The organism is Microbacterium sp. NPDC089987, assembly GCF_044748505.1.
GTDB lineage: Bacteria > Actinomycetota > Actinomycetes > Actinomycetales > Microbacteriaceae > Microbacterium.
In genome coordinates, this window is sequence record NZ_JBIVGE010000001.1 from 1,141,665 (window position 1) to 1,159,852 (window position 18,188).

General features: G+C 69.4%; 17 protein-coding genes and 1 tRNA gene. 15 read left to right on the plus strand and 3 right to left on the minus strand.

What is annotated here, in order from left to right; translation table 11 throughout:
• Nucleotides 1-3 precede the first annotated feature (3 nt).
• Nucleotides 4-831 (minus strand): SGNH/GDSL hydrolase family protein, encoded by an 828-nt coding sequence (locus tag ACIPV2_RS05340; RefSeq protein WP_400839159.1) that lies wholly within the window; start codon nucleotides 829-831, stop codon nucleotides 4-6.
• 105 nt (nucleotides 832-936) lie between these two features.
• On the opposite strand from ACIPV2_RS05340, the gene ACIPV2_RS05345 reads away from it, so the two are divergent.
• From ACIPV2_RS05345 to ACIPV2_RS05360, 4 genes are all read left to right on the plus strand, one after another.
• Entirely contained in the window at nucleotides 937-2,679 is a 1,743-nt protein-coding gene (locus tag ACIPV2_RS05345; RefSeq protein ID WP_400839161.1) for a DEAD/DEAH box helicase, read from the plus strand.
• Between the two features lie 105 nt (nucleotides 2,680-2,784).
• Entirely contained in the window at nucleotides 2,785-3,870 is a 1,086-nt protein-coding gene (locus ACIPV2_RS05350; protein WP_400839163.1) for a VIT1/CCC1 family protein, read from the plus strand.
• 93 nt (nucleotides 3,871-3,963) lie between these two features.
• Nucleotides 3,964-4,419: an SRPBCC family protein gene (locus ACIPV2_RS05355; protein WP_101186540.1), complete on the plus strand. Its 456-nt coding sequence runs from the start codon at nucleotides 3,964-3,966 to the stop codon at nucleotides 4,417-4,419.
• 12 nt (nucleotides 4,420-4,431) lie between these two features.
• On the plus strand, nucleotides 4,432-5,148 hold the full coding sequence (locus ACIPV2_RS05360; RefSeq protein ID WP_400839165.1) for a glycosyltransferase family A protein: 717 nt from the start codon (nucleotides 4,432-4,434) through the stop codon (nucleotides 5,146-5,148).
• Between the two features lie 46 nt (nucleotides 5,149-5,194).
• On the opposite strand, the gene ACIPV2_RS05365 is transcribed toward ACIPV2_RS05360, so the two are convergent.
• A tRNA-Leu gene (locus ACIPV2_RS05365) sits at nucleotides 5,195-5,279 on the minus strand.
• A gap of 111 nt (nucleotides 5,280-5,390) precedes the next feature.
• Here ACIPV2_RS05365 and ACIPV2_RS05370 point away from each other — a divergent pair.
• Entirely contained in the window at nucleotides 5,391-6,686 is a 1,296-nt protein-coding gene (locus tag ACIPV2_RS05370) for a M20/M25/M40 family metallo-hydrolase (RefSeq protein ID WP_400839167.1), read from the plus strand.
• Nucleotides 6,687-6,737: 51 nt separating this feature from the next.
• Nucleotides 6,738-7,568 carry an undecaprenyl-diphosphate phosphatase gene (locus ACIPV2_RS05375; RefSeq protein ID WP_400839169.1) on the plus strand — a complete coding sequence of 277 codons (831 nt, stop codon included), beginning with the start codon at nucleotides 6,738-6,740 and terminating at the stop codon, nucleotides 7,566-7,568.
• Nucleotides 7,569-7,572: 4 nt separating this feature from the next.
• Here the strand turns inward: ACIPV2_RS05375 and ACIPV2_RS05380 are convergent, their stop codons facing one another.
• Entirely contained in the window at nucleotides 7,573-8,418 is an 846-nt protein-coding gene (locus ACIPV2_RS05380) for a PAC2 family protein (protein ID WP_400839171.1), read from the minus strand.
• Between the two features lie 86 nt (nucleotides 8,419-8,504).
• Between ACIPV2_RS05380 and ACIPV2_RS05385 the strand changes: the two genes are divergently transcribed.
• The 9 genes from ACIPV2_RS05385 to lnt all read left to right on the plus strand — a co-directional run bounded on the left by ACIPV2_RS05385 (nucleotide 8,505) and on the right by lnt (nucleotide 18,188).
• The gene (locus ACIPV2_RS05385; RefSeq protein ID WP_400839173.1) at nucleotides 8,505-9,182 is read left to right on the plus strand and encodes an HAD family hydrolase; all 678 of its coding nucleotides are present in this window, start codon (nucleotides 8,505-8,507) and stop codon (nucleotides 9,180-9,182) included.
• On the plus strand, nucleotides 9,179-10,189 hold the full coding sequence (locus ACIPV2_RS05390) for a tRNA (adenine-N1)-methyltransferase (protein WP_101186553.1): 1,011 nt from the start codon (nucleotides 9,179-9,181) through the stop codon (nucleotides 10,187-10,189). The genes ACIPV2_RS05385 and ACIPV2_RS05390 overlap by 4 nt, the downstream gene beginning before the upstream one ends.
• A 10-nt stretch (nucleotides 10,190-10,199) precedes the next feature.
• Nucleotides 10,200-11,111 carry a peptidylprolyl isomerase gene (locus ACIPV2_RS05395; RefSeq protein ID WP_400839175.1) on the plus strand — a complete coding sequence of 304 codons (912 nt, stop codon included), beginning with the start codon at nucleotides 10,200-10,202 and terminating at the stop codon, nucleotides 11,109-11,111.
• A gap of 53 nt (nucleotides 11,112-11,164) precedes the next feature.
• The gene (locus tag ACIPV2_RS05400; protein WP_400839925.1) at nucleotides 11,165-12,118 is read left to right on the plus strand and encodes a helix-turn-helix transcriptional regulator; all 954 of its coding nucleotides are present in this window, start codon (nucleotides 11,165-11,167) and stop codon (nucleotides 12,116-12,118) included.
• Nucleotides 12,115-13,110 carry a helix-turn-helix transcriptional regulator gene (locus tag ACIPV2_RS05405; RefSeq protein WP_400839177.1) on the plus strand — a complete coding sequence of 332 codons (996 nt, stop codon included), beginning with the start codon at nucleotides 12,115-12,117 and terminating at the stop codon, nucleotides 13,108-13,110. The genes ACIPV2_RS05400 and ACIPV2_RS05405 overlap by 4 nt, the downstream gene beginning before the upstream one ends.
• 26 nt (nucleotides 13,111-13,136) lie before the next feature.
• A complete protein-coding gene (tatA, locus tag ACIPV2_RS05410) occupies nucleotides 13,137-13,370 on the plus strand; it encodes a Sec-independent protein translocase subunit TatA (protein ID WP_101186556.1) in 234 nt (77 codons plus the stop codon).
• Nucleotides 13,371-13,432: 62 nt separating this feature from the next.
• A complete protein-coding gene (tatC, locus tag ACIPV2_RS05415; RefSeq protein ID WP_400839927.1) occupies nucleotides 13,433-14,194 on the plus strand; it encodes a twin-arginine translocase subunit TatC in 762 nt (253 codons plus the stop codon).
• A complete protein-coding gene (locus tag ACIPV2_RS05420; protein ID WP_400839180.1) occupies nucleotides 14,191-16,662 on the plus strand; it encodes a DEAD/DEAH box helicase in 2,472 nt (823 codons plus the stop codon). The genes tatC and ACIPV2_RS05420 overlap by 4 nt, the downstream gene beginning before the upstream one ends.
• A 5-nt stretch (nucleotides 16,663-16,667) precedes the next feature.
• On the plus strand, nucleotides 16,668-18,188 hold the full coding sequence (gene lnt / locus ACIPV2_RS05425; RefSeq protein WP_400839182.1) for an apolipoprotein N-acyltransferase: 1,521 nt from the start codon (nucleotides 16,668-16,670) through the stop codon (nucleotides 18,186-18,188).

An 18,188-nucleotide genomic window follows, 5' to 3' on the forward strand; every position in this document is an offset into this window, starting at 1 on the left:
ATCTCAGTCGAGGTCCCCGCGCAGGAAGGGCATCGCGTCGGGGCGCTTCGCAACGACGGTGTCGCCCGACGACTGGTGACGCAGCCGTCGCAGCACCCACGGCACGAGGTGCTCGCGTGCCCAGCCGATGTCTTCGGTACGCGCTTCGCGCCAGGTGCGCACGGGCATCGGCTCCGGCTGCATCGGCTGCAGGGCGTTCGGCACGTTCAGCGCACGCAGCACCATGCGGGCGACCTCATGGTGGCCGAGCGGGTTCAGATGCAGCCGGTCATCGGCGAAGAACCGGGTGTCCTGGATGACCTTCAGGGCCCACTGGTCGGCCACGATGCAGTCGTGGCGGTCGGCGATCGCGCGCACGTTCTCGTTGTAGATCGCGACCTTGCCGCGGAAGGGGCGGAGCACCGGCGTGAAATGCGTGTCGATGCCGGTGAACAGCACGATCGCCGCGCCCGTGGAGGCCAGACGCGCGACGGCGCGCTCGAGCTGTGCGGCGATCTCGTCGGGGTCGGTGCGCGGACGGATCACGTCGTTGCCTCCCGCGCAGATCGACACGAGGTCGGGCGCGAGGGCGACCGCCGGTTCGATCTGCTCGGCGGCGATCTGCGCGATGAGCTTGCCGCGCACCGCGAGGTTGGCGTACGCGAAGTCATCGACGTCCTGTGACAGCACCTCGGCGACTCGATCGGCCCATCCGCGGTGACCGCCGGGAGCCGCATCATCGGGATCGCCGATGCCCTCGGTGAACGAGTCGCCCACCGCCACGAAACGCCGCCAGGGGTGCGGACCCTCGTTGGCGACGTACGAGCTTCGCGTCGAATCCTGATCGAGCATCGTCTCTCCTTCGACAGGAAGTGCCGCGGGGGCGCCCGGAGCACAGCATCCGAGCCTACCCGGGCGCCGAACCGAACTGTCGGCGGCCTGGATTATCGTAGAGCGGTGCTCTCTCCGTCCTTTCCTCAGCGCGCCCCGTGGGGTACCGCCGACAAGCTGAGGGCGTGGCAGCGAGAGGCGCTGGACCAGTACTTCCAGGCGGATCAACGCGACTTCCTCGTCGCCGCGACGCCCGGCGCCGGTAAGACCACCTTCGCTCTGACGCTGGCGGTCGAGCTGCTGCGGATGGGTGAGGTGAACCGGATCATCGTCGTCGCGCCGACCGAGCACCTGAAGACGCAGTGGGCCGACGCCGCAGCGCGTGTGAACATCCGCCTCGACCCACGGTTCCGCAACAGCCACTGGGCGCCGTCGCGCCAGTACCACGGTGTCGTCGTGACCTACGCGCAGGTCGCCGCGAAGTCGTCGGTGCACCGGCACCTGACCGAAGATGCGAAGACCCTGGTGATCCTCGACGAGGTGCACCACGGCGGCGACGCGCTGAGCTGGGGCGATGCGATCCGTGACGCCTACGGTCCGGCGAAGCGGCGGCTGCTGCTCTCCGGCACGCCGTTCCGCAGCGACACCGCGCCGATCCCGTTCGTCGAGTACCTGCCGGACGAGTCCGGCGCGCGGGTGTCGAGCACCGACTACGCCTACGGCTATGGCCGTGCCCTGGCGGACGGCGTGGTGCGGCCGGTGCTCTTCCACATGTACTCCGGCAAGATGCGCTGGCGCACGAGCGCCGGCGACGAGCTCGAGGCGCACCTCGGCCAGGACAACACCAAGGACGTCACCTCGCAGGCCTGGCGCACGGCGCTGGATCCGGAGGGGGAGTGGATGCCGGCGGTGCTGCGCGCCGCCGACCGGCGCCTCTCCGAGATCCGCCATCACGTGCCCGATGCCGGAGGTCTTGTGCTGGCCACCGATCAGACGGTGGCCCGCGCGTACGCGAAGATCCTGCACAGCATCACCGCGCAGCAGCCCACCGTCGTGCTCAGCGACGACGCATCGGCGTCGGAGCGGATCGAGAAGTTCAGCGCTGACGACAGACGGTGGATGGTCGCGGTGCGCATGGTGTCGGAGGGCGTCGACGTGCCGCGGCTCGCCGTGGGCGTGTACGCGACCTCCTCGTCGACGCCGCTGTTCTTCGCCCAGGCGATCGGGCGCTTCGTGCGCGCCCGCCGTCGCGGTGAGGCGGCGAGCGTGTTCCTGCCGAACGTGCCCGTGCTGATGACGCTCGCCAACGAGATGGAGAAGCAGCGCGATCACGCCCTCGACCGCCAGACCAAGGACGACGACGGGCTCGAGGACTCGCTGCTGGAGAGCGCCAATCGCGAGGACGACGCGTCGGATGCTCTCACGCAGGAGTTCAGCTACCAGGCGATCTCCTCGCTCGCGCACTTCGACAGGGTGGTCTTCGACGGCGCGGACTTCGGCGAGCTGGCTGAGCCGGGCACGCCCGAGGAGGAGGAGTTCATCGGGCTGCCAGGGCTGCTCGAGCCGGAGCACGTGCACGACCTCCTCATGCAGCGTCAGGCCAGGCAGAGCAAGCTGCGTCAGGCCCGCGAGGCCGCCGCCCCTCCTGAGCAGGAGTCGACGCTTCCCGCACCGCTGCACCGCACGCTGCGTGAGCAGCGGCAGCTGCTCAACAGCCTGGTCGGCCTGTATGCCCGACAGAGCGGCGAGCCGCACGGCGCGGTGCATGCCGAGCTGCGGCGCGTCTGCGGCGGACCCGCCGTCCCGCAGGCGACCGTCGCCCAGCTGCAGTCACGGATCGATGTGCTGCGCAAGCGCGTGCGCTCCTGAGCAGGTGCGCTTCGGGCATCCGAAATCCTGTCAATCGCTGCCCTGACGCGGTTGCAGCCCATCGCCGTCGATACCGTTGACTGTTCCCCACAGCACGGAGGATGCATGAACGCGCCCGCACAGCCCACCCCCGCCGACCGCCGGCAGTGGGCCCGCTACCTGGTCGAGGAGCGCGCCGAAGGCGCCGTCTATGCGAACCTAGCGGCTCGGCGCGACGGCGAGGAGCGCGAGATCCTGCTCTCGCTCGCCGAAGCCGAGCGCCGGCACGAGCAGCACTGGCTCGACCTTCTCGGCGGAGAGCCCCAGCGACTGCCGAAGGCCGGCATCCGCTCGCGCATGCTCGGCTGGATGGCATCCCGCTTCGGGTCGATCTTCGTGCTCGCGCTCGCGCAGAGCGCCGAAGCGCGATCGCCGTACGACACCGAGAAGTTCGCGACCCCGGCGATGCGCGCCGATGAGAAGGTGCACCACGAGGTTGTGCGCGGTCTCGCGGCACGGGGACGCCGCCGCCTGTCCGGGTCGTTCCGCGCGGCCGTGTTCGGGGCGAACGACGGACTCGTCTCCAATCTCGCGCTCGTGCTCGGGATCGGCGCGACCGGCGTGAGCGGCGGCTTCGTGCTCTTCAGCGGCGTCGCCGGGCTGCTGGCGGGTGCGCTCTCGATGGGTGCCGGGGAGTTCGTGTCGGTGCGCTCCCAGCGCGAGCTGCTGGCCTCCACCGAGGAGAGCAGTGATGCCGATGCCGCCGCGGGCGACCTCGACATCGACGCGAACGAGCTGGCTCTCGTGTACCGCGCACGCGGGATGGCGTCGGATGAGTCCCTCGCGCGCGCCCAGCGCGTCGTCGAGGCGGCTCGTGCCGGCATCCGCCGGGATGCGACAGGGCCGATCGGGACCCACACCGATCACGATCTGATCGGCAGCGACTGGGCGGCCGCGATCTCGAGTTTCCTGCTGTTCTCCTCGGGAGCGATCATCCCCGTCCTGCCGTGGATCTTCGGCCTCAGCGGTCTGACGGCGATCGTCGTCGCGCTCGTGCTGGTCGGCATCGCACTGCTCACGACCGGCGCGATGGTGGGCATCCTCTCCGGCGGCCCGCCCCTCAAGCGCGCCCTGCGCCAGCTGGGGATCGGCCTGGGCGCGGCGGCCATCACCTATGCGCTCGGGCTCATGTTCGGCGTCGGCGCGGTCTGAGTCGACCTCCTTCGGCGTCGCCGTCAACCCCCTCCCGCGATCGAGCGCAGTGCGGCTGACTGAGATCTCCATCCCAGAAGCGAGGAGTTGAAGATGCCCCAGATCATCGAGACCGTCGACGTGAACGTTCCCGTCACCGTCGCATACAACCAGTGGACGCAGTTCGAGAGCTTCCCCCACTTCCTGGACGAGGTCGTCTCGATCACGCAGATCGACGACACGCACAATCACTGGGTGGTCAATGTCGGCGGGGCCGAGCGCGAGTTCGACGCCGAGATCACCGAGCAGCACCCGGACGAGCGCGTCGCATGGCGCAGCCTCGGCGGCGAGACCGAGCACGCCGGAGTGGTCACGTTCCACAAGCTCGACGAGAACACCACGCGGGTCACGGCGCAGATCGACTGGGACCCGCAGGGCCTGCTCGAGAAGGTCGGCGCGCTGGTCGGCGCAGGATCGCACGCTGTCAAGAAGGACCTCGACAACTTCAAGAAGTTCATCGAGGGTCGTGGCGGCGAGACCGGCGCCTGGCGCGGCGACGTCGACGCCTGAGCATCGTTGCGTGTGTCGGTCGTCATCCCGGTGCGGGATGACGCAGAGCTGCTGGAGCGCTGCCTCGCCGCTTTGGGCGAGCAGACGCGACAGGCCGATGAGGTGATCGTCGTCGACAATGCATCCTCGGATGCGTCGGCGACGATCGCCGCGTCAGCGGGCGCCCGTGTGGTGCCCTGCGCCGAAATCGGCATCCCCGCGGCGGCGGCCGCCGGATACGACGCGGCGTCCGGAGACCTCATTCTCCGGCTCGATGCCGACTGCGTCCCGTCGGCGACGTGGGTGGCGGATGCGGAGGCGACGTTCTCGCGCTCTCCGGACATAGTCGCGGCGACCGGCGGTGCACGCTTCATCGACGGCCCGCGCGCCCTGCGCTGGACCGCCGCGATCTACCTGGGCGGGTACGCGGTCGCCGGCGGTGCCGCACTCGGACATCGTCCGCTGTTCGGGTCGAACCTCGCGATGCGGGCGGATGCCTGGCGATCGGTCAGCGCCGTGGTGCACCGACATGATGCCGAGACCCACGACGACCTCGACCTGTCCTACCACCTCGGAGCGGTGGGGAGAATCGGGCGGATCACCGGCGGGGCGATGGGCATCTCGATGCGGCCGCTGTGGCCGGGCCGCGGCTTCCGACGCCGGGTGCGGCGCGGATTCCGCACCGTGCGGATGCACTGGCCCGAGGACTACCCGCCGTACCGATGGCGGCGGCTGCGGGAACAGAGCTGAAACGAAGAAGACCCGGATCCGCTGGATCCGGGTCTTCTTCGTTCTGTGCGCGAGGGGGGACTTGAACCCCCACGCCCTATTCGGGCACTAGCACCTCAAGCTAGCGCGTCTACCTATTCCGCCACCCGCGCAGGTGTTGAAATGTTCGTTGCCGAACGAAGATCGACTCTAGCACGCCGTTCGGAGCTGTTCGAACCAGCGCGACTCCCGGGCGTGGCACCCCGGTTGGGTAGCCTGGGCACATGCCCGAGACTGAGCTGCCCGAGGTCGTCCGCATCGCCCGCGACCTGATCCGCATCGACACGTCGAACTTCGGCGGCGGCAGGGCCAACGGCGAGCGGGAGGCAGCCGAGTACGTCGGCGCCTACCTGCAGGGCCTCGGTCTCGAGCCCGAGTACTACGAGCCGATCGAGCGGCGCACCAACGTGATGGCTCGCGTGCGCGGGCGCGACCCTGAGCGACCCGCGCTTGTCGTGCACGGTCACCTCGATGTCGTCCCCGCGGTCGCCGCGGACTGGAGCGTCGACCCGTTCGAGGGCGTGGTGCGCGACGGGATGCTGTGGGGGCGCGGCGCGGTCGACATGAAGAACATGAACGCCATGATCCTCACCGCCGTCGCCGATATGCTCCGGGCAGGGGAGCAGCCGGAACGCGACCTCATCCTGACGTTCTTCGCCGACGAGGAGAACGGCGGCGTCGAGGGCTCCGCCCTCGTGGTGAAGGAGCGGCCCGACTGGTTCGCCGGCGCCACCGAGGCGATCAGCGAGGTCGGCGGCTACTCGATCACGGTCGACGACCGCCGCGCCTACCTGCTGCAGGTGGGCGAGAAGGCGCTGCTCTGGCTGCGTCTCGTGGCGAAGGGCCGCGCCGGGCACGGCAGCCGCTATCACGACGACAACGCGGTGACGCGGCTCGCTGAGGCGGTGGCGGCGGTCGGACGCACCCGCTGGCCGATCCGGCTCACATCGACCACCCGGGCCCTGCTGGACGGCCTGAGCGAGCTCACCGGCCGTCCGGTCGACGACCCGGATGCCCTGGCCGCTGCCGCGGGACCGGCCGAGGCGTTCCTGCGCTCGACGTTCCGCACCACGACCAACCCGACCGCGTTGACCGCGGGCTACAAGCACAACGTGATCCCCGAGACGGCGGAGGCGCTCATCGACGTCCGCGTCATCCCCGGAACCGAGGACGACGTGCTCGCGGAGCTGCAGCGGATCGTCGGTGATGACATCGAGATCCAGACGGTCGTGCGCGACATCGGGATGGAGACCGCGTTCGAGGGAGACCTCGTCGACGCCATGGTCGCCGCGCTCGGGCGTCACGACCCCGGCGTGCCCGTGATCCCCTACCTCCTGGGGGCGGGGACCGACAACAAGGCACTCGCCTCGCTGGGCATCGCCGGGTACGGGTTCGCCCCGCTGCGTCTGCCCGCGGATCTGGACTTCACCGGGATGTTCCACGGAGTCGACGAACGCGTGCCCGTAGAATCGCTTGTCTTCGGCCAGCGCGTGCTGGCCGATCTGCTGCGCAGCTGCTGACCGGCCCCTGCTCGCGCGCCACACTCACCCGGCCCTGTCAGAAAGCGACGCATGAACCTGCTCGAAGCGCTCATCCTCGGCATCGTGCAGGGACTCACGGAGTTCCTGCCCATCTCCTCCAGCGCGCACCTGCGCATCGTCGGCACGTTCCTGCCGTCGGGGGAGGACCCGGGCGCCGCCTTCACCGCTATCACGCAGATCGGCACCGAAGCCGCGGTGGTCGTGTTCTTCTGGCGGGACATCGTGCGCATCGTCGCCCAGTGGTTCCGCTCCCTCACCGGCAAGGCGCCGCGCAACGATCCCGACGCGCGCATGGGCTGGCTGATCATCCTCGGCAGCATCCCCATCGTCGTGCTGGGGCTGCTGTTCCAGGACTCGATCGAGACGGTCTTCCGGTCATTGTGGGTCGTCGCGATCATGCTGATCGTCTTCGGCGTGCTGCTCGGCATCGCCGACCACGTCGGCGCCAAGCGTCGCCAGCTCGACCAGCTCACCTACGGCCACGGCGCCGCCTTCGGGTTCGCGCAGGCGCTCGCGCTCGTTCCGGGCGTCTCCCGCTCGGGCGGCACCATCACGATGGGGCTCTTCCTCGGCTACGAGCGCGCGGCCGCCGCACGGTACGCCTTCCTGCTCGCGATCCCCGCGGTCTTCGGCAGCGGCTTCTATCAGCTGTTCAAGCACGGCGGAGACGCGAACCAGCACTTCGGTCTCGGCGAGACCTTCGCCGCCACCGGCATCGCATTCGTCGTCGCGCTCGGCGTGATCGCGTTCTTCATGAACTGGATCTCGAAGCGCAGCTTCCTGCCGTTCGTGATCTACCGGGTGCTGCTCGGTGTCGCGCTCATCGTGCTGCTCGCCACCGGCGTCGTCCCCGCCGTCTGACGGATCAGCGCTTGTCGGGACCGTCGCCGCGGCGGCGCAGATAGCGCTCGAACGCCTGCGCGATGGCATCCCCCGACGCGTCCGGCGAATCCCACGTGTCACGGGTGCGTTCGAGCTGCCGGATGTACTCCGCCATGTCCTCGTCCTCCGCCGCAGCCGCGTCGATGGACGCCTCCCATGCTGCGGCCTCGGTGCGCATGTGCTCGCGCTCGGGCCCGACACCGGTCAGCTCCTCGAGACGGTCGAGCAGCGCCAGCGTCGCCTTGGGGGAGGGGGACGCGGTCGCGACGTAGTGCGGCACGCTGGCCCACAGGCTGGCGGCCGGGATCTCCGCCTGGCTGAAGAACTGGTCGAAGACGCTCAGGATCCCGACCGGTCCCTCGTAGCTGGACTTGTCCAGCCCGTGCACGTCCCGCACCCGCTCGTCCTGGCTCGAGGCGAAGACCGAGATCGGACGGGTGTGCGGCACGTCCGAGAGCATCGCCCCGATCGTGACCAGACCCGTGACGTCGTCGCGGAGCGCGACATCGACGAACTCGTTCACGAACGCCTGCCAGGCGCGCGCCGGCTCCGAGCCGGTCAGCAGCCAGAGCTCAGGGCCGCGGACACTGGGGCGGGTGGGCCGCCACAGCGTCGCGTCCGGCCACCGCAGCTCCCGTCGTCCGTCGGCGTTCACCTGGGTCGATGGACGCGTGTACTGGTAGTCGAAGTACAGCTCGGGGTCGACAGCGTGCACCTGCTCGTACTCGCCCGCTGCACGCAGCGCGGCAATGGCACCGCTCGCCGCCTCGCCGGCATCGTTCCAGCCGTCGAACGCGGCCACGATGATGCGAGAGCCGAGGACGTCCATCCCTCTCCTTCCGGGAGCCGAGTCGATCACTCCAGGCTAGACCTCAGCACCAAGACAGGGGCGGCGACCCGGCTAGCATGGGTGCAATGAGCAGAAAGCCCGCCGCGGTCCTGTGGGACATGGACGGAACACTCGTCAACACCGAGCCCTACTGGATGTCCGTCGAGACGGAGCTGGTCGAGTCCTACGGCGGAACGTGGACGCACGACGACGCGATGCAGCTGATCGGCAGCGGTCTGCTCGAGAGCGGCCGTGTGCTGCAGCAGGCGGGCGTCGACCTCGAGCCCCAGGAGATCGTCGACCTGATGACGGATCGCGTCGCCGAGCTGCTCCGCACGCAGGGTGTGCCGTTCCGGCCCGGCGCGCGAGAGCTTCTCGCGAATCTGCGCGCTGAGGGCATCCCGACGGCGCTCGTGACCATGTCGCTGCGTCGCATGGCGCTCGACGTCGTTGCGCAGATCGACTTCGCGGCGTTCGATCTCGTCATCGCCGGCGACGAGGTCGAGCGACCCAAGCCGTTCCCCGATCCGTACCTCGCCGCTGCCGCGCAGCTCGGCATCGACATCGCCGACGCGGTCGTGATCGAGGACTCGCCGACCGGCGTGGCCTCGGGAGCGGCATCCGGTGCGGTCACCCTCGGCGTGCCGCACATCGTCTCGCTCGACGGGTACGGTGCCGACGAGCTGTGGCCCACTCTCGAAGGGCGCACGACCGCCGACCTCACCGATCTGCACGCCCGTTTCACGAAGGAGGGCGCACGATGAGCGCCGCACGTCCCAGCGGTCCCTTCCGTGAGGGTGACCGCGTTCAGCTCACCGGCCCTAAGGGTCGCCTGCACACCATCACGCTGCGAGCAGACGGTGAGCTGCACACGCACCACGGCGTGCTGCGCCACGCTGACCTGATCGGCCAGCCTGACGGCTCGGTCGCGACGAACAGCGCGGGCCACGACTACCTGGCGCTGCGCCCGCTGCTGCGCGACTTCGCGATGTCGATGCCCCGCGGTGCGGCCATCGTCTATCCGAAGGATGCGGCACAGATCGTCATGCAGGCCGACATCTTCCCCGGCGCCGTGGTCGTGGAGGCCGGCGTCGGCTCTGGCGCCCTGTCCCTCGCGCTGCTGCGCGCGATCGGACACGATGGCAGGCTCACCTCTTTCGAGCGCCGTGAGGACTTCGCCGAGGTCGCGAAGGCGAACGTCGAGACCTTCTTCGGTGAGACCCCGGAGACGTGGAACGTCGTGGTCGGAGACCTGGCTGAGGAACTGGGCGCCCAGCATCAGCCGGGAACGGTCGATCGCGTGGTGCTCGACATGCTCGCCCCATGGGAGTGCATGGACGCCGTCGCCGAGGCGCTCACGCCGGGCGGCGTCGTGATCTGCTACATCGCCACCGCCACCCAGCTGTCGCGGGTCGCGGAGTATATCCGCGGCACCGGGCTGTTCACCGAGCCCGACGCATCCGAGACGATGGTGCGCGGCTGGCACGTCGAAGGCCTCGCGGTGCGGCCCGATCACCGCATGATCGCCCACACCGGCTTTCTGCTCACCGCACGCCGTCTGGCGCCGGGCGCGGTGCCGCCCGAGGTGCGTCGCCGTGCGTCGAAGTCCAGCTACGGCGACGAGGATGTCGAGCTGTGGACGCCAGGTGCGGTCGGTGACAGGCAGATCACCGACAAGAACCTGCGCAAGCGTGTGCGCGAAGCGCAGAAGGCCGCGGGCGGCGCGCGGATCGCGGCGGCATCGCGCGAGGGCGAGCAGGCATCCGAATAGACTGGGGCGCGTGCGCAAAACGACCGCTGCCCTCTCGGCCCTCGCCCTCTCCACCATCGTCCTGACCGGATGCTCGGCCGCAGCGCCGACATTCGAGGGAGCGGCGTGCGAGCGCGACAGCTCGGTGGCGCTGCAGAAGTCGGTGAACGTGAGCGGCGACTTCGGCGCCCCGCGCGTCGAGATCGAGCTGCCTGTCCACACGGGCAAGCCCGCCTACGCCGACATCGTCACCGGTGACGGTCGGGCGATCACCGACAGCCGACAGGAGGCGATCCTCGCCCGCGTGCTGGTGAACGGCACGACCGGGCAGACGCTCGACGCGCAGCTGAAGCTGTGGAGCCCCGAATCCGCGGGCGCCGAGCTCGCAGGTGCCGACGAGGCACTGAAGTGCGCGACGGAGGGCAGCCGCATCGTCGCGTCGATCCCCGCCGCCGACCTTCCCGAGGGCGCCGCGCAGCAGATCGGCCTCGACGCCGACGACAGCCTGGTCGCCGTCTACGACGTGCGCTACACCGCCCTGGCCAAGGCCGACGGCTCCGCGGTCTTCAACGACGCGCCCGGCCTGCCCTCGGTGGTGCGCGCACCCGGCGGCCGCCCCGGCGTCATCATCCCCGACATCGCGGCACCGCAGAAGGCGACCACCGAGACGCTGCTGAAGGGCGAGCACGAGAAGGTCGGAGACGGCACAGCCCTCATCCGCTCGACCTCCGTCGGCTGGACGAGCCGCAGCGTCGGCCAGACCACCTGGGACGGCTCTGTCACCAGCACCGACGGCCTGCCCGCCGAGGTCGCAGAGGCCGTCTCCAAGTCGCGCGTCGGATCGCAGCTGATGGTCGTCGTGCCGACGCAGTCCGGCGACGACGCGACTGTGCACGTCGTCGACGTGCTCGGTGTCATCCCCCAGGAGCTGTTGAGCCAGTGACGCCCGCCCGGATCCCCGCAGAGGAGCGCCTGACGAATCTCGTCGTGGCGCTGATGGCCACGGAGATCGGGCTCACCAAGCAGCAGATCATCGAGAACGTCTCCGGCTACCGGCAGCGCGTCGAGGCGGGCGCCAAGCCCGATGCCCTGGAGAAGATGTTCGAGCGCGACAAGGACGAGCTGCGTTCGCTCGGCGTCCCGATCGAGACGATCGGCGACCCCGCCGATCCGCAGGATCTGCGCGAGGCGCGCTACCGCATCCCTCAGGCGGATTATGACCTGCCGGCTGACATCGAGTTCACCCCGGCGGAGCTCGCCGTGCTGCGCCTGGCGGGGAGCGTGTGGAGCACCGAGTCGGTGTCGTTGGATGCCCGATCCGGCGTGCGCAAGATCCGCGCGCTCGGCATCGACGGCGACGAGCCGATCATCGGCTTCGCTCCGCGTATCGCGGCCCGAGATGCGGCGTTCCCCGCGCTGCAGGAGGGGATCGAGCGGAACCGGGTCGTCGTCTTCGAGTACCTCAAGCCGGGGGAGAAGGCGCCCACCCGCCGCCGCGTGCGTCCGCTCGCGCAGGTGGAGTACGAAGCGCGCTGGCATCTGTTCGGCATCGACATCGACGCGGATGCCGAGCGCACATTCCTGCTCAGCCGCATCGTCAGCGATGTGAAGGTGACCGCGCAGACCTTCGACGTCGCCCTGCGTGAGGGCGCGACCGCCCGAGCGCTGGCGGGGCTCGAAGAGCTCGTCGCGTCGCAGATCGCCCTGCTCGAGGTGACGCCGGGCACCGAGGCGGCGCTGCGCCTCGGTCGTCGTGCGACGCCGCGCCCCCAGGGCATCGCCGTCGGCTACGTCGACCGGCACATCTTCGCCGACGAGCTGGCATCGTACGGACCCGAGGTGCGGGTGGTGAGTCCCGCCGACCTGCGGGATGCGGTGATCCAGCGTCTCCAGGCGATTGCCGAGCATCATGCCATCGACCAGGACACCGTCGATCGGGAGGACGCATGAGCACCTCGGGCGCACCGCTTCTCGCCGCCGACCGCGTGCGGCTCTACCTCACTCTCGTGCCGTACCTGCTCGAACGCGGGCAGGTCACGCTCGACGAGGCGGCGGCCGACTTCGGCGTGACCCGCGAGGCTCTGCGCGGGATGGTCGAGAAGCTCACCGTCATCGGCCTGCCGGGAGACTCCGGCTACTGGCAGCTGCCTCAGGAGATGTTCGACATCGACTGGGAGCTGCTCGACGAGCACGACATCATCGAGATCACCAACGACGTCGCGCTGCGGCGTGTGCCGCGTCTGACCGCTCGCGAGGCGGCCGCCCTGCTCGCCGGGCTGCAGATGGTCGCCTCGGTGCCGGCCGTCGCGGACTCGGGCCTGGTCGCCGGACTCATGGCCAAGCTCTCGCGCGGATCGGCCGACGCCCCACCCGACCTCGTCGTGGCGCCGGCCGCCGTCACGGAGGTGCAGCGCGTGGTCTCGCAGGCTCTGCGCGACGGCGTCGCCGTGTCGTTCCGCTACCAGGCTCCCGACGCTCAGCCCACCACCCGCACCGTCGATCCCGCGCAGATCCGCATCGACAACGGCCAGTGGTACCTGCAGGGCTGGTGCCATCTGCGCACCGCGATGCGCACCTTCCATCTCGACCGAGTCAGCGACGCCCGCCTCACCGACATTCGGATCACTCATGCCGACGCTGCCGTGCCCGCCGAGTTCGGCCACGGCGACGGACCCGAGGGCGAGGTGGTCGTGCGGATCCCCGAGCGGCTCGTGCCACTGATCGGATCGTTCCCGCAGGAGGAGGTCGAGCGCGGCGAAGGCCTCGTCACCCTCCGCATCCGTATGGCCGACCCCCGGGGCATCAAGCGCGTCGCCGCACGCTTCGGCGGCGCTCTCGAGGTGCTCGATCCACCGCTCGCGCGCGCGACGACACACGACTGGGCGGCTGCCGGACTCGACCTCTACAAGACGCCTGAGCCGCAACCCGCCCAGGTAGACTGATCGCACCCACGATTTAGGAGCCCCACATGCTTGCTGGTCTCAACGGATGGCACCTGGTTATTCTCCTCGTCGTCATCCTTCTTCTCTTCGGTGCGGCGAAGCTGCCGGCGCTGGCCAAGAGCATGGGCCAGTCGGCTCGCGTCTTCAAGGGCGAGATGAAGGCCATGCGCGAGGAAGACGCTGCCGACACCACCAAGAAGAAGGATGCCGTGAGCGACGTCGACCCCGACGCGCCCGCTGGTCCTGATCGCACAGTCTGATCACCGTGGCTGCGGTAGACGCTCGCGCCGCGAAGGGCAGCCAGCCGCGCGGTGAACGGCGCATGTCGCTGGGGGCTCACCTTCTGGAGTTCCGCAAGCGACTGATGCTGGCGGCTGCCGGCCTGCTGGTCGGCATGATCATCGCGTTCATCGTGACCGATCCGATCATCGCCTTCATCACCGAGCCGATCAACCAGGTCGCTAAGACGAGCGACACCATCGTCGCCCTGACGTTCACCTCGGTGACTTCGCCCTTCGACCTGCGCATGCGGATGGCCTTCTCGATCGGCATCTTCCTGTCGGCGCCGATCTGGATGTGGCAGATCTGGGCGTTCATCATGCCCGGACTGACCCGCAAGGAGATCAGGTACACGGTGGGGTTCATCGCCGCAGCCCTGCCGCTGTTCTTCGCCGGATGCTACGTGGGCACGCTGATCGTGCCGCACATCATCGAACTGATGGCCAGCTTCACTCCAGCCGGTTCGCCGAACCTGTACAGCGCCAAGGAGTACTACGACTTCGTCTTCAAGATGATGCTCGTCATCGGCGTCGCGTTCGTGCTGCCGGTGTTCCTTGTCGCCCTGAACTTCGCCGGCATCCTCTCCGGCAAGGCGATCCTCAAGGGCTGGCGGGTTGCGGTGCTGATCGCGACCACCTTCGCCGCTCTGGCCACGCCTGCTGCCGACGTGGTCAGCATGCTGCTGTTGGCGGGGATGCTGACCGTGCTCTACTTCGCGGCCGCCGGCCTCACCGTGCTGCTGGACAGGCGGCGTCGCAAGCACAGGATCGCCGCCGGCCTCGACCCGGACTCGCTGACCGCATGAGTTCTCCCGCCGAGCGCTACGCGGCCGCCAGGGCTGCGGCCGAGCATCCGCACACGCAGGCTTTCGCCGAGCGACAGCGCTTCGCGCTCGACCCGTTCCAGGTCGACGCCTGCTACGCGCTCGAGCGCGGCCGCAGCGTCCTGGTCGCAGCTCCGACGGGGGCGGGAAAGACGATCGTCGGCGAGTTCGCGATCCACCTGGCGATGCAGACCGGGAATGACAAGGCCTTCTACACCACGCCGATGAAGGCGCTCTCGAACCAGAAGTTCCGCGAGCTGGTCGACGTGTACGGTGCGGATCAGGTCGGTCTGCTCACCGGCGACACCAACATCAACGGCAACGCGCGCATCGTGGTCATGACGACCGAGGTGCTGCGCAACATGCTGTACGCCGACTCCGACGCGCTGCGCGGACTTCGGTACGTCGTGATGGACGAGGTGCACTATCTGGCAGACCGATTCCGCGGCCCGGTGTGGGAAGAGGTCATCCTGCACCTGCCCGAGCAGGTGCGCCTCGTCTCGCTGAGCGCGACCGTGTCGAACGCCGAGGAGTTCGGCGACTGGCTCGACACCGTCCGCGGCGACACAGACGTGATCGTCTCCGAGGTCCGCCCCGTCCCGCTCGAGCAGCACGTGCTCGTGCGCGACGACCTGCTGCCGCTCTTCGACGAGCGCGCCGGCGTCGCGACTGCGCAGGTGAACCAGGAGCTGCTGCGCATCCGCTCCTTCACCGGATCGCGTCACGAGAGCAACCGTCGCGCGCAGGAGTACCGCAGCAACCGGCATGCCGGCCGGGACGCGCACCGTCCGCCGCGCGGCGGGAAGCGCCCCGTGCGGGCAGCGAACATGAGCCGGATCGAGCGGATGGACCGGCCCGAGGTCGTGCGCCTTCTCGAGCGCGCCAACCTGCTGCCCGCGATCTTCTTCATCTTCAGCCGGGTCGGCTGCGACGCGGCCGTGCAGCAGGTGCGCCGCTCCGGTGTGCGCCTCACCAGTCAGGAGGAGCGCGCGCTGATCCGCGAGATCGTCACGGATCGCACGCGTGCGCTGCTCGACGAGGATCTCGATGTGCTGGGCTTCTGGCAGTGGCGCGACGATCTCGAACGCGGCGTCGCCGCGCACCACGCGGGGATGCTGCCGGCGTTCAAGGAGGTCGTCGAGGAGCTGTTCCAGCGCAAGCTCGTGAAGGCTGTCTTCGCGACCGAGACGCTCGCACTGGGCATCAACATGCCCGCCCGCACCGTGGTGCTCGAGAAGATGGAGAAGTTCAACGGCGAGGCCAGGGTCGCGATCACCTCGGGGGAGTACACCCAGCTCACCGGACGCGCAGGTCGGCGCGGGATCGACATCGAAGGTCACGCCGTCGTCCAGTGGACGGAGGGGATGGATCCTCAGGCCGTTGCGGCACTGGCATCCCGCCGCACCTACCCGCTCAACTCCAGCTTCCGTCCGACCTACAACATGGCGGTCAACCTCATCGACCGGTTCGGCAGGTCGCGAGCGCGCGAGATCCTCGAGTCGTCGTTCGCTCAGTTCCAGGCCGACAGATCGGTCGTCGGGCTCGCCCGCAAGGTGCGGGAGGCGGAGGATTCGCTGGCCGGCTACCGCGAGGCGATGACGTGCGAGCACGGCGACTTCCTCGAGTACGCCGCGATGCGGCGTGAGCTGAGCGATCTCGAGAAGAAGGATCGGCGGGATGCCGGAGGGCGTGCGGTCCGCGACAAGCGCATCAAGAAGATCGAGGGACTGCGCACGCGGATGAGGCGGCATGCCTGCCACAGCTGTCCGGACCGTGAGGCGCATGCCCGCTGGGCCGAGCGGTACTTCTCACTGAAGCGCGACACCGACCGCATCCGTCGGCAGATCGAGACGCGCACCGGCACGGTCGCCCGGATCTTCGACCGGGTGATCGATGTGCTGCAGGTGGTCGGCTATCTCGACGGCGAGGGCGATCGCCTGTCGCTGACCGATGCCGGCCGGACCATGCGGCGCATCTACGGCGAACGCGACCTGCTCGTCGCCGAATCCCTCCGTCAGGGCCTGTGGCGCACCCTCGACGCGCCGTCGCTGGCCGCGATGGCCAGCTGCCTGGTCTACGAGCCGCGCCGTGACGAGCAGAACATGGGCGAGCGCGGCCTGCCTCGCGGCGCGTTCCGCATCGCGTACGACGCGACGACGAGGCTGTGGGCAGAGCTCGACGATCTCGAGCACGACTACTCGCTGCCGCGCACTGAGCCGCTCGCGCCGGGACTCGCCGCGGCCATGCACGCGTGGGCGCGCGGCGGCTCCCTCGATCGGGTGCTCATCGACGCGGACATGGCTGCCGGCGACTTCGTGCGCTGGGCCAAGCAGACCATCGATCTCCTCGACCAGCTCTCGATCGTCGCCGAGGACGGCGACCTGGCGCGGACAGCCCGCAGGGCGCTCGACGGCGTGCGCCGCGGCATCGTCGTCTACACCGCGGTGTGACCGGGATGAGCGACACCGACGCGCCTTCGGCGAGCCGTGCCATGCCGCTGTGGGCCGCCATCGGCATGGCGGCGGCAGCCGGGATCCTCATGGCGCTCGCATTCCCCGCCGCCGCTGTCTGGCCGCTCGTCTTCGTTGCTCTGGCCCTGCTGCTGCCCGCGCTGGGCGGACGCCGTGTCGGCGGTGCTCTGCTCGTCGGCCTCGCTTACGGTCTGGTGTTCTTCGCCCTGCAGGTCTCCTTCACGGCGCGCTATCTCGGTCCGGTGCCCTGGCTCGCGCTGACCGTCGTGGAGGGCGTGCTCACGGCCGTGTCGCTCGTCCCGATCGCCCTCGCATACCGCTGGATGCCCAGAGCGTGGCCCCGCAGCAGGCCCGTCGCGCTGCCGCTCGTCGTCGCCGGCCTGTGGACGACGCACGAGCTCTTCCTCGGCAACTGGCCGTACGGAGGTTTCCCCTGGGGGCGGCTCGGGATGACGCAGGCGCAGGGTCCGTTCGCGCCGGTCGCCTCGTGGCTGGGGGTGAGCGGGCTGACGTTCCTGATGGTCGCGCTCGTCGCGCTGCTGATCGAGCTGTTCCGGATGCACGGGTGGCGCCGGCCGATGAGCCTCATCGCCCCGGCGGTCACCCTGCTCGTGCTGCTGCTGACGCCGCTGTTCCCGACGACGCGATCGGGTGAGATGCGCATCGCGGCGGTGCAGGGCAACGGCACCACCGGCTACTTCGACGAACGAGAGCCGTACGGCGTGATCAGCGCTCAGACGGATGCGACCAGGACGATCGGCGAAGAGGACGTCGACCTGCTCGTCTGGCCGGAGGGCGGCATCGACTACGACCCGTTCCAGGACGAGTCGACCGCGCGGCGGCTCACCCGCCTCGTGAACGAGTTCGACGCGCCTCTGCTCGCCAACACCGCCACCGAGCGCGGGAAGCGCATCTTCAACACCTCGTTCCTGTGGACTCGAGAGGGCGATGCCTCGCAGCTGCACGACAAGAGGCATCCGGTGCCCTTCGGCGAGTACGTCCCCGACCGCGACTTCTACTACGCGCTCGCGCCTGAGCTCATCGGGCTGATCGGCCGCGAGTACACCCCCGGCACGAACCCACCGCTCGTGCGCGTGGACGGCACGGGCGTCGGACTCGCGATCTGCTTCGACGTCATCTACGACGAGGTCATCCGCGAGAGTGTCAGCGAGGGCGCCGAGGTGCTGGTCTTCCAGACGAACAACGCGGACTTCCGCGGAACCGACGAGAACCTGCAGCAGCTCGCATTCGCCCGCATGCGCGCCATCGAGACCGGCCGCAGCGTCGTGAACGTCTCGACCGTCGGCACGAGCCAGATCATCCGGCCCGACGGGTCGACCGTCTCGACCCTGGACGCAGATGAGGCCGGAGCGCTGCTCGAGGATGTCGAACTGCGCTCCGGCCTCACGGCGGGGGTCGTGCTGGGGCCGTGGATTCAGCTGGGGATGCTGATCACGCCGGTCCTGCTCGTCGTCGCCGGACTGCTGTCGCGACGGCGACTCTGA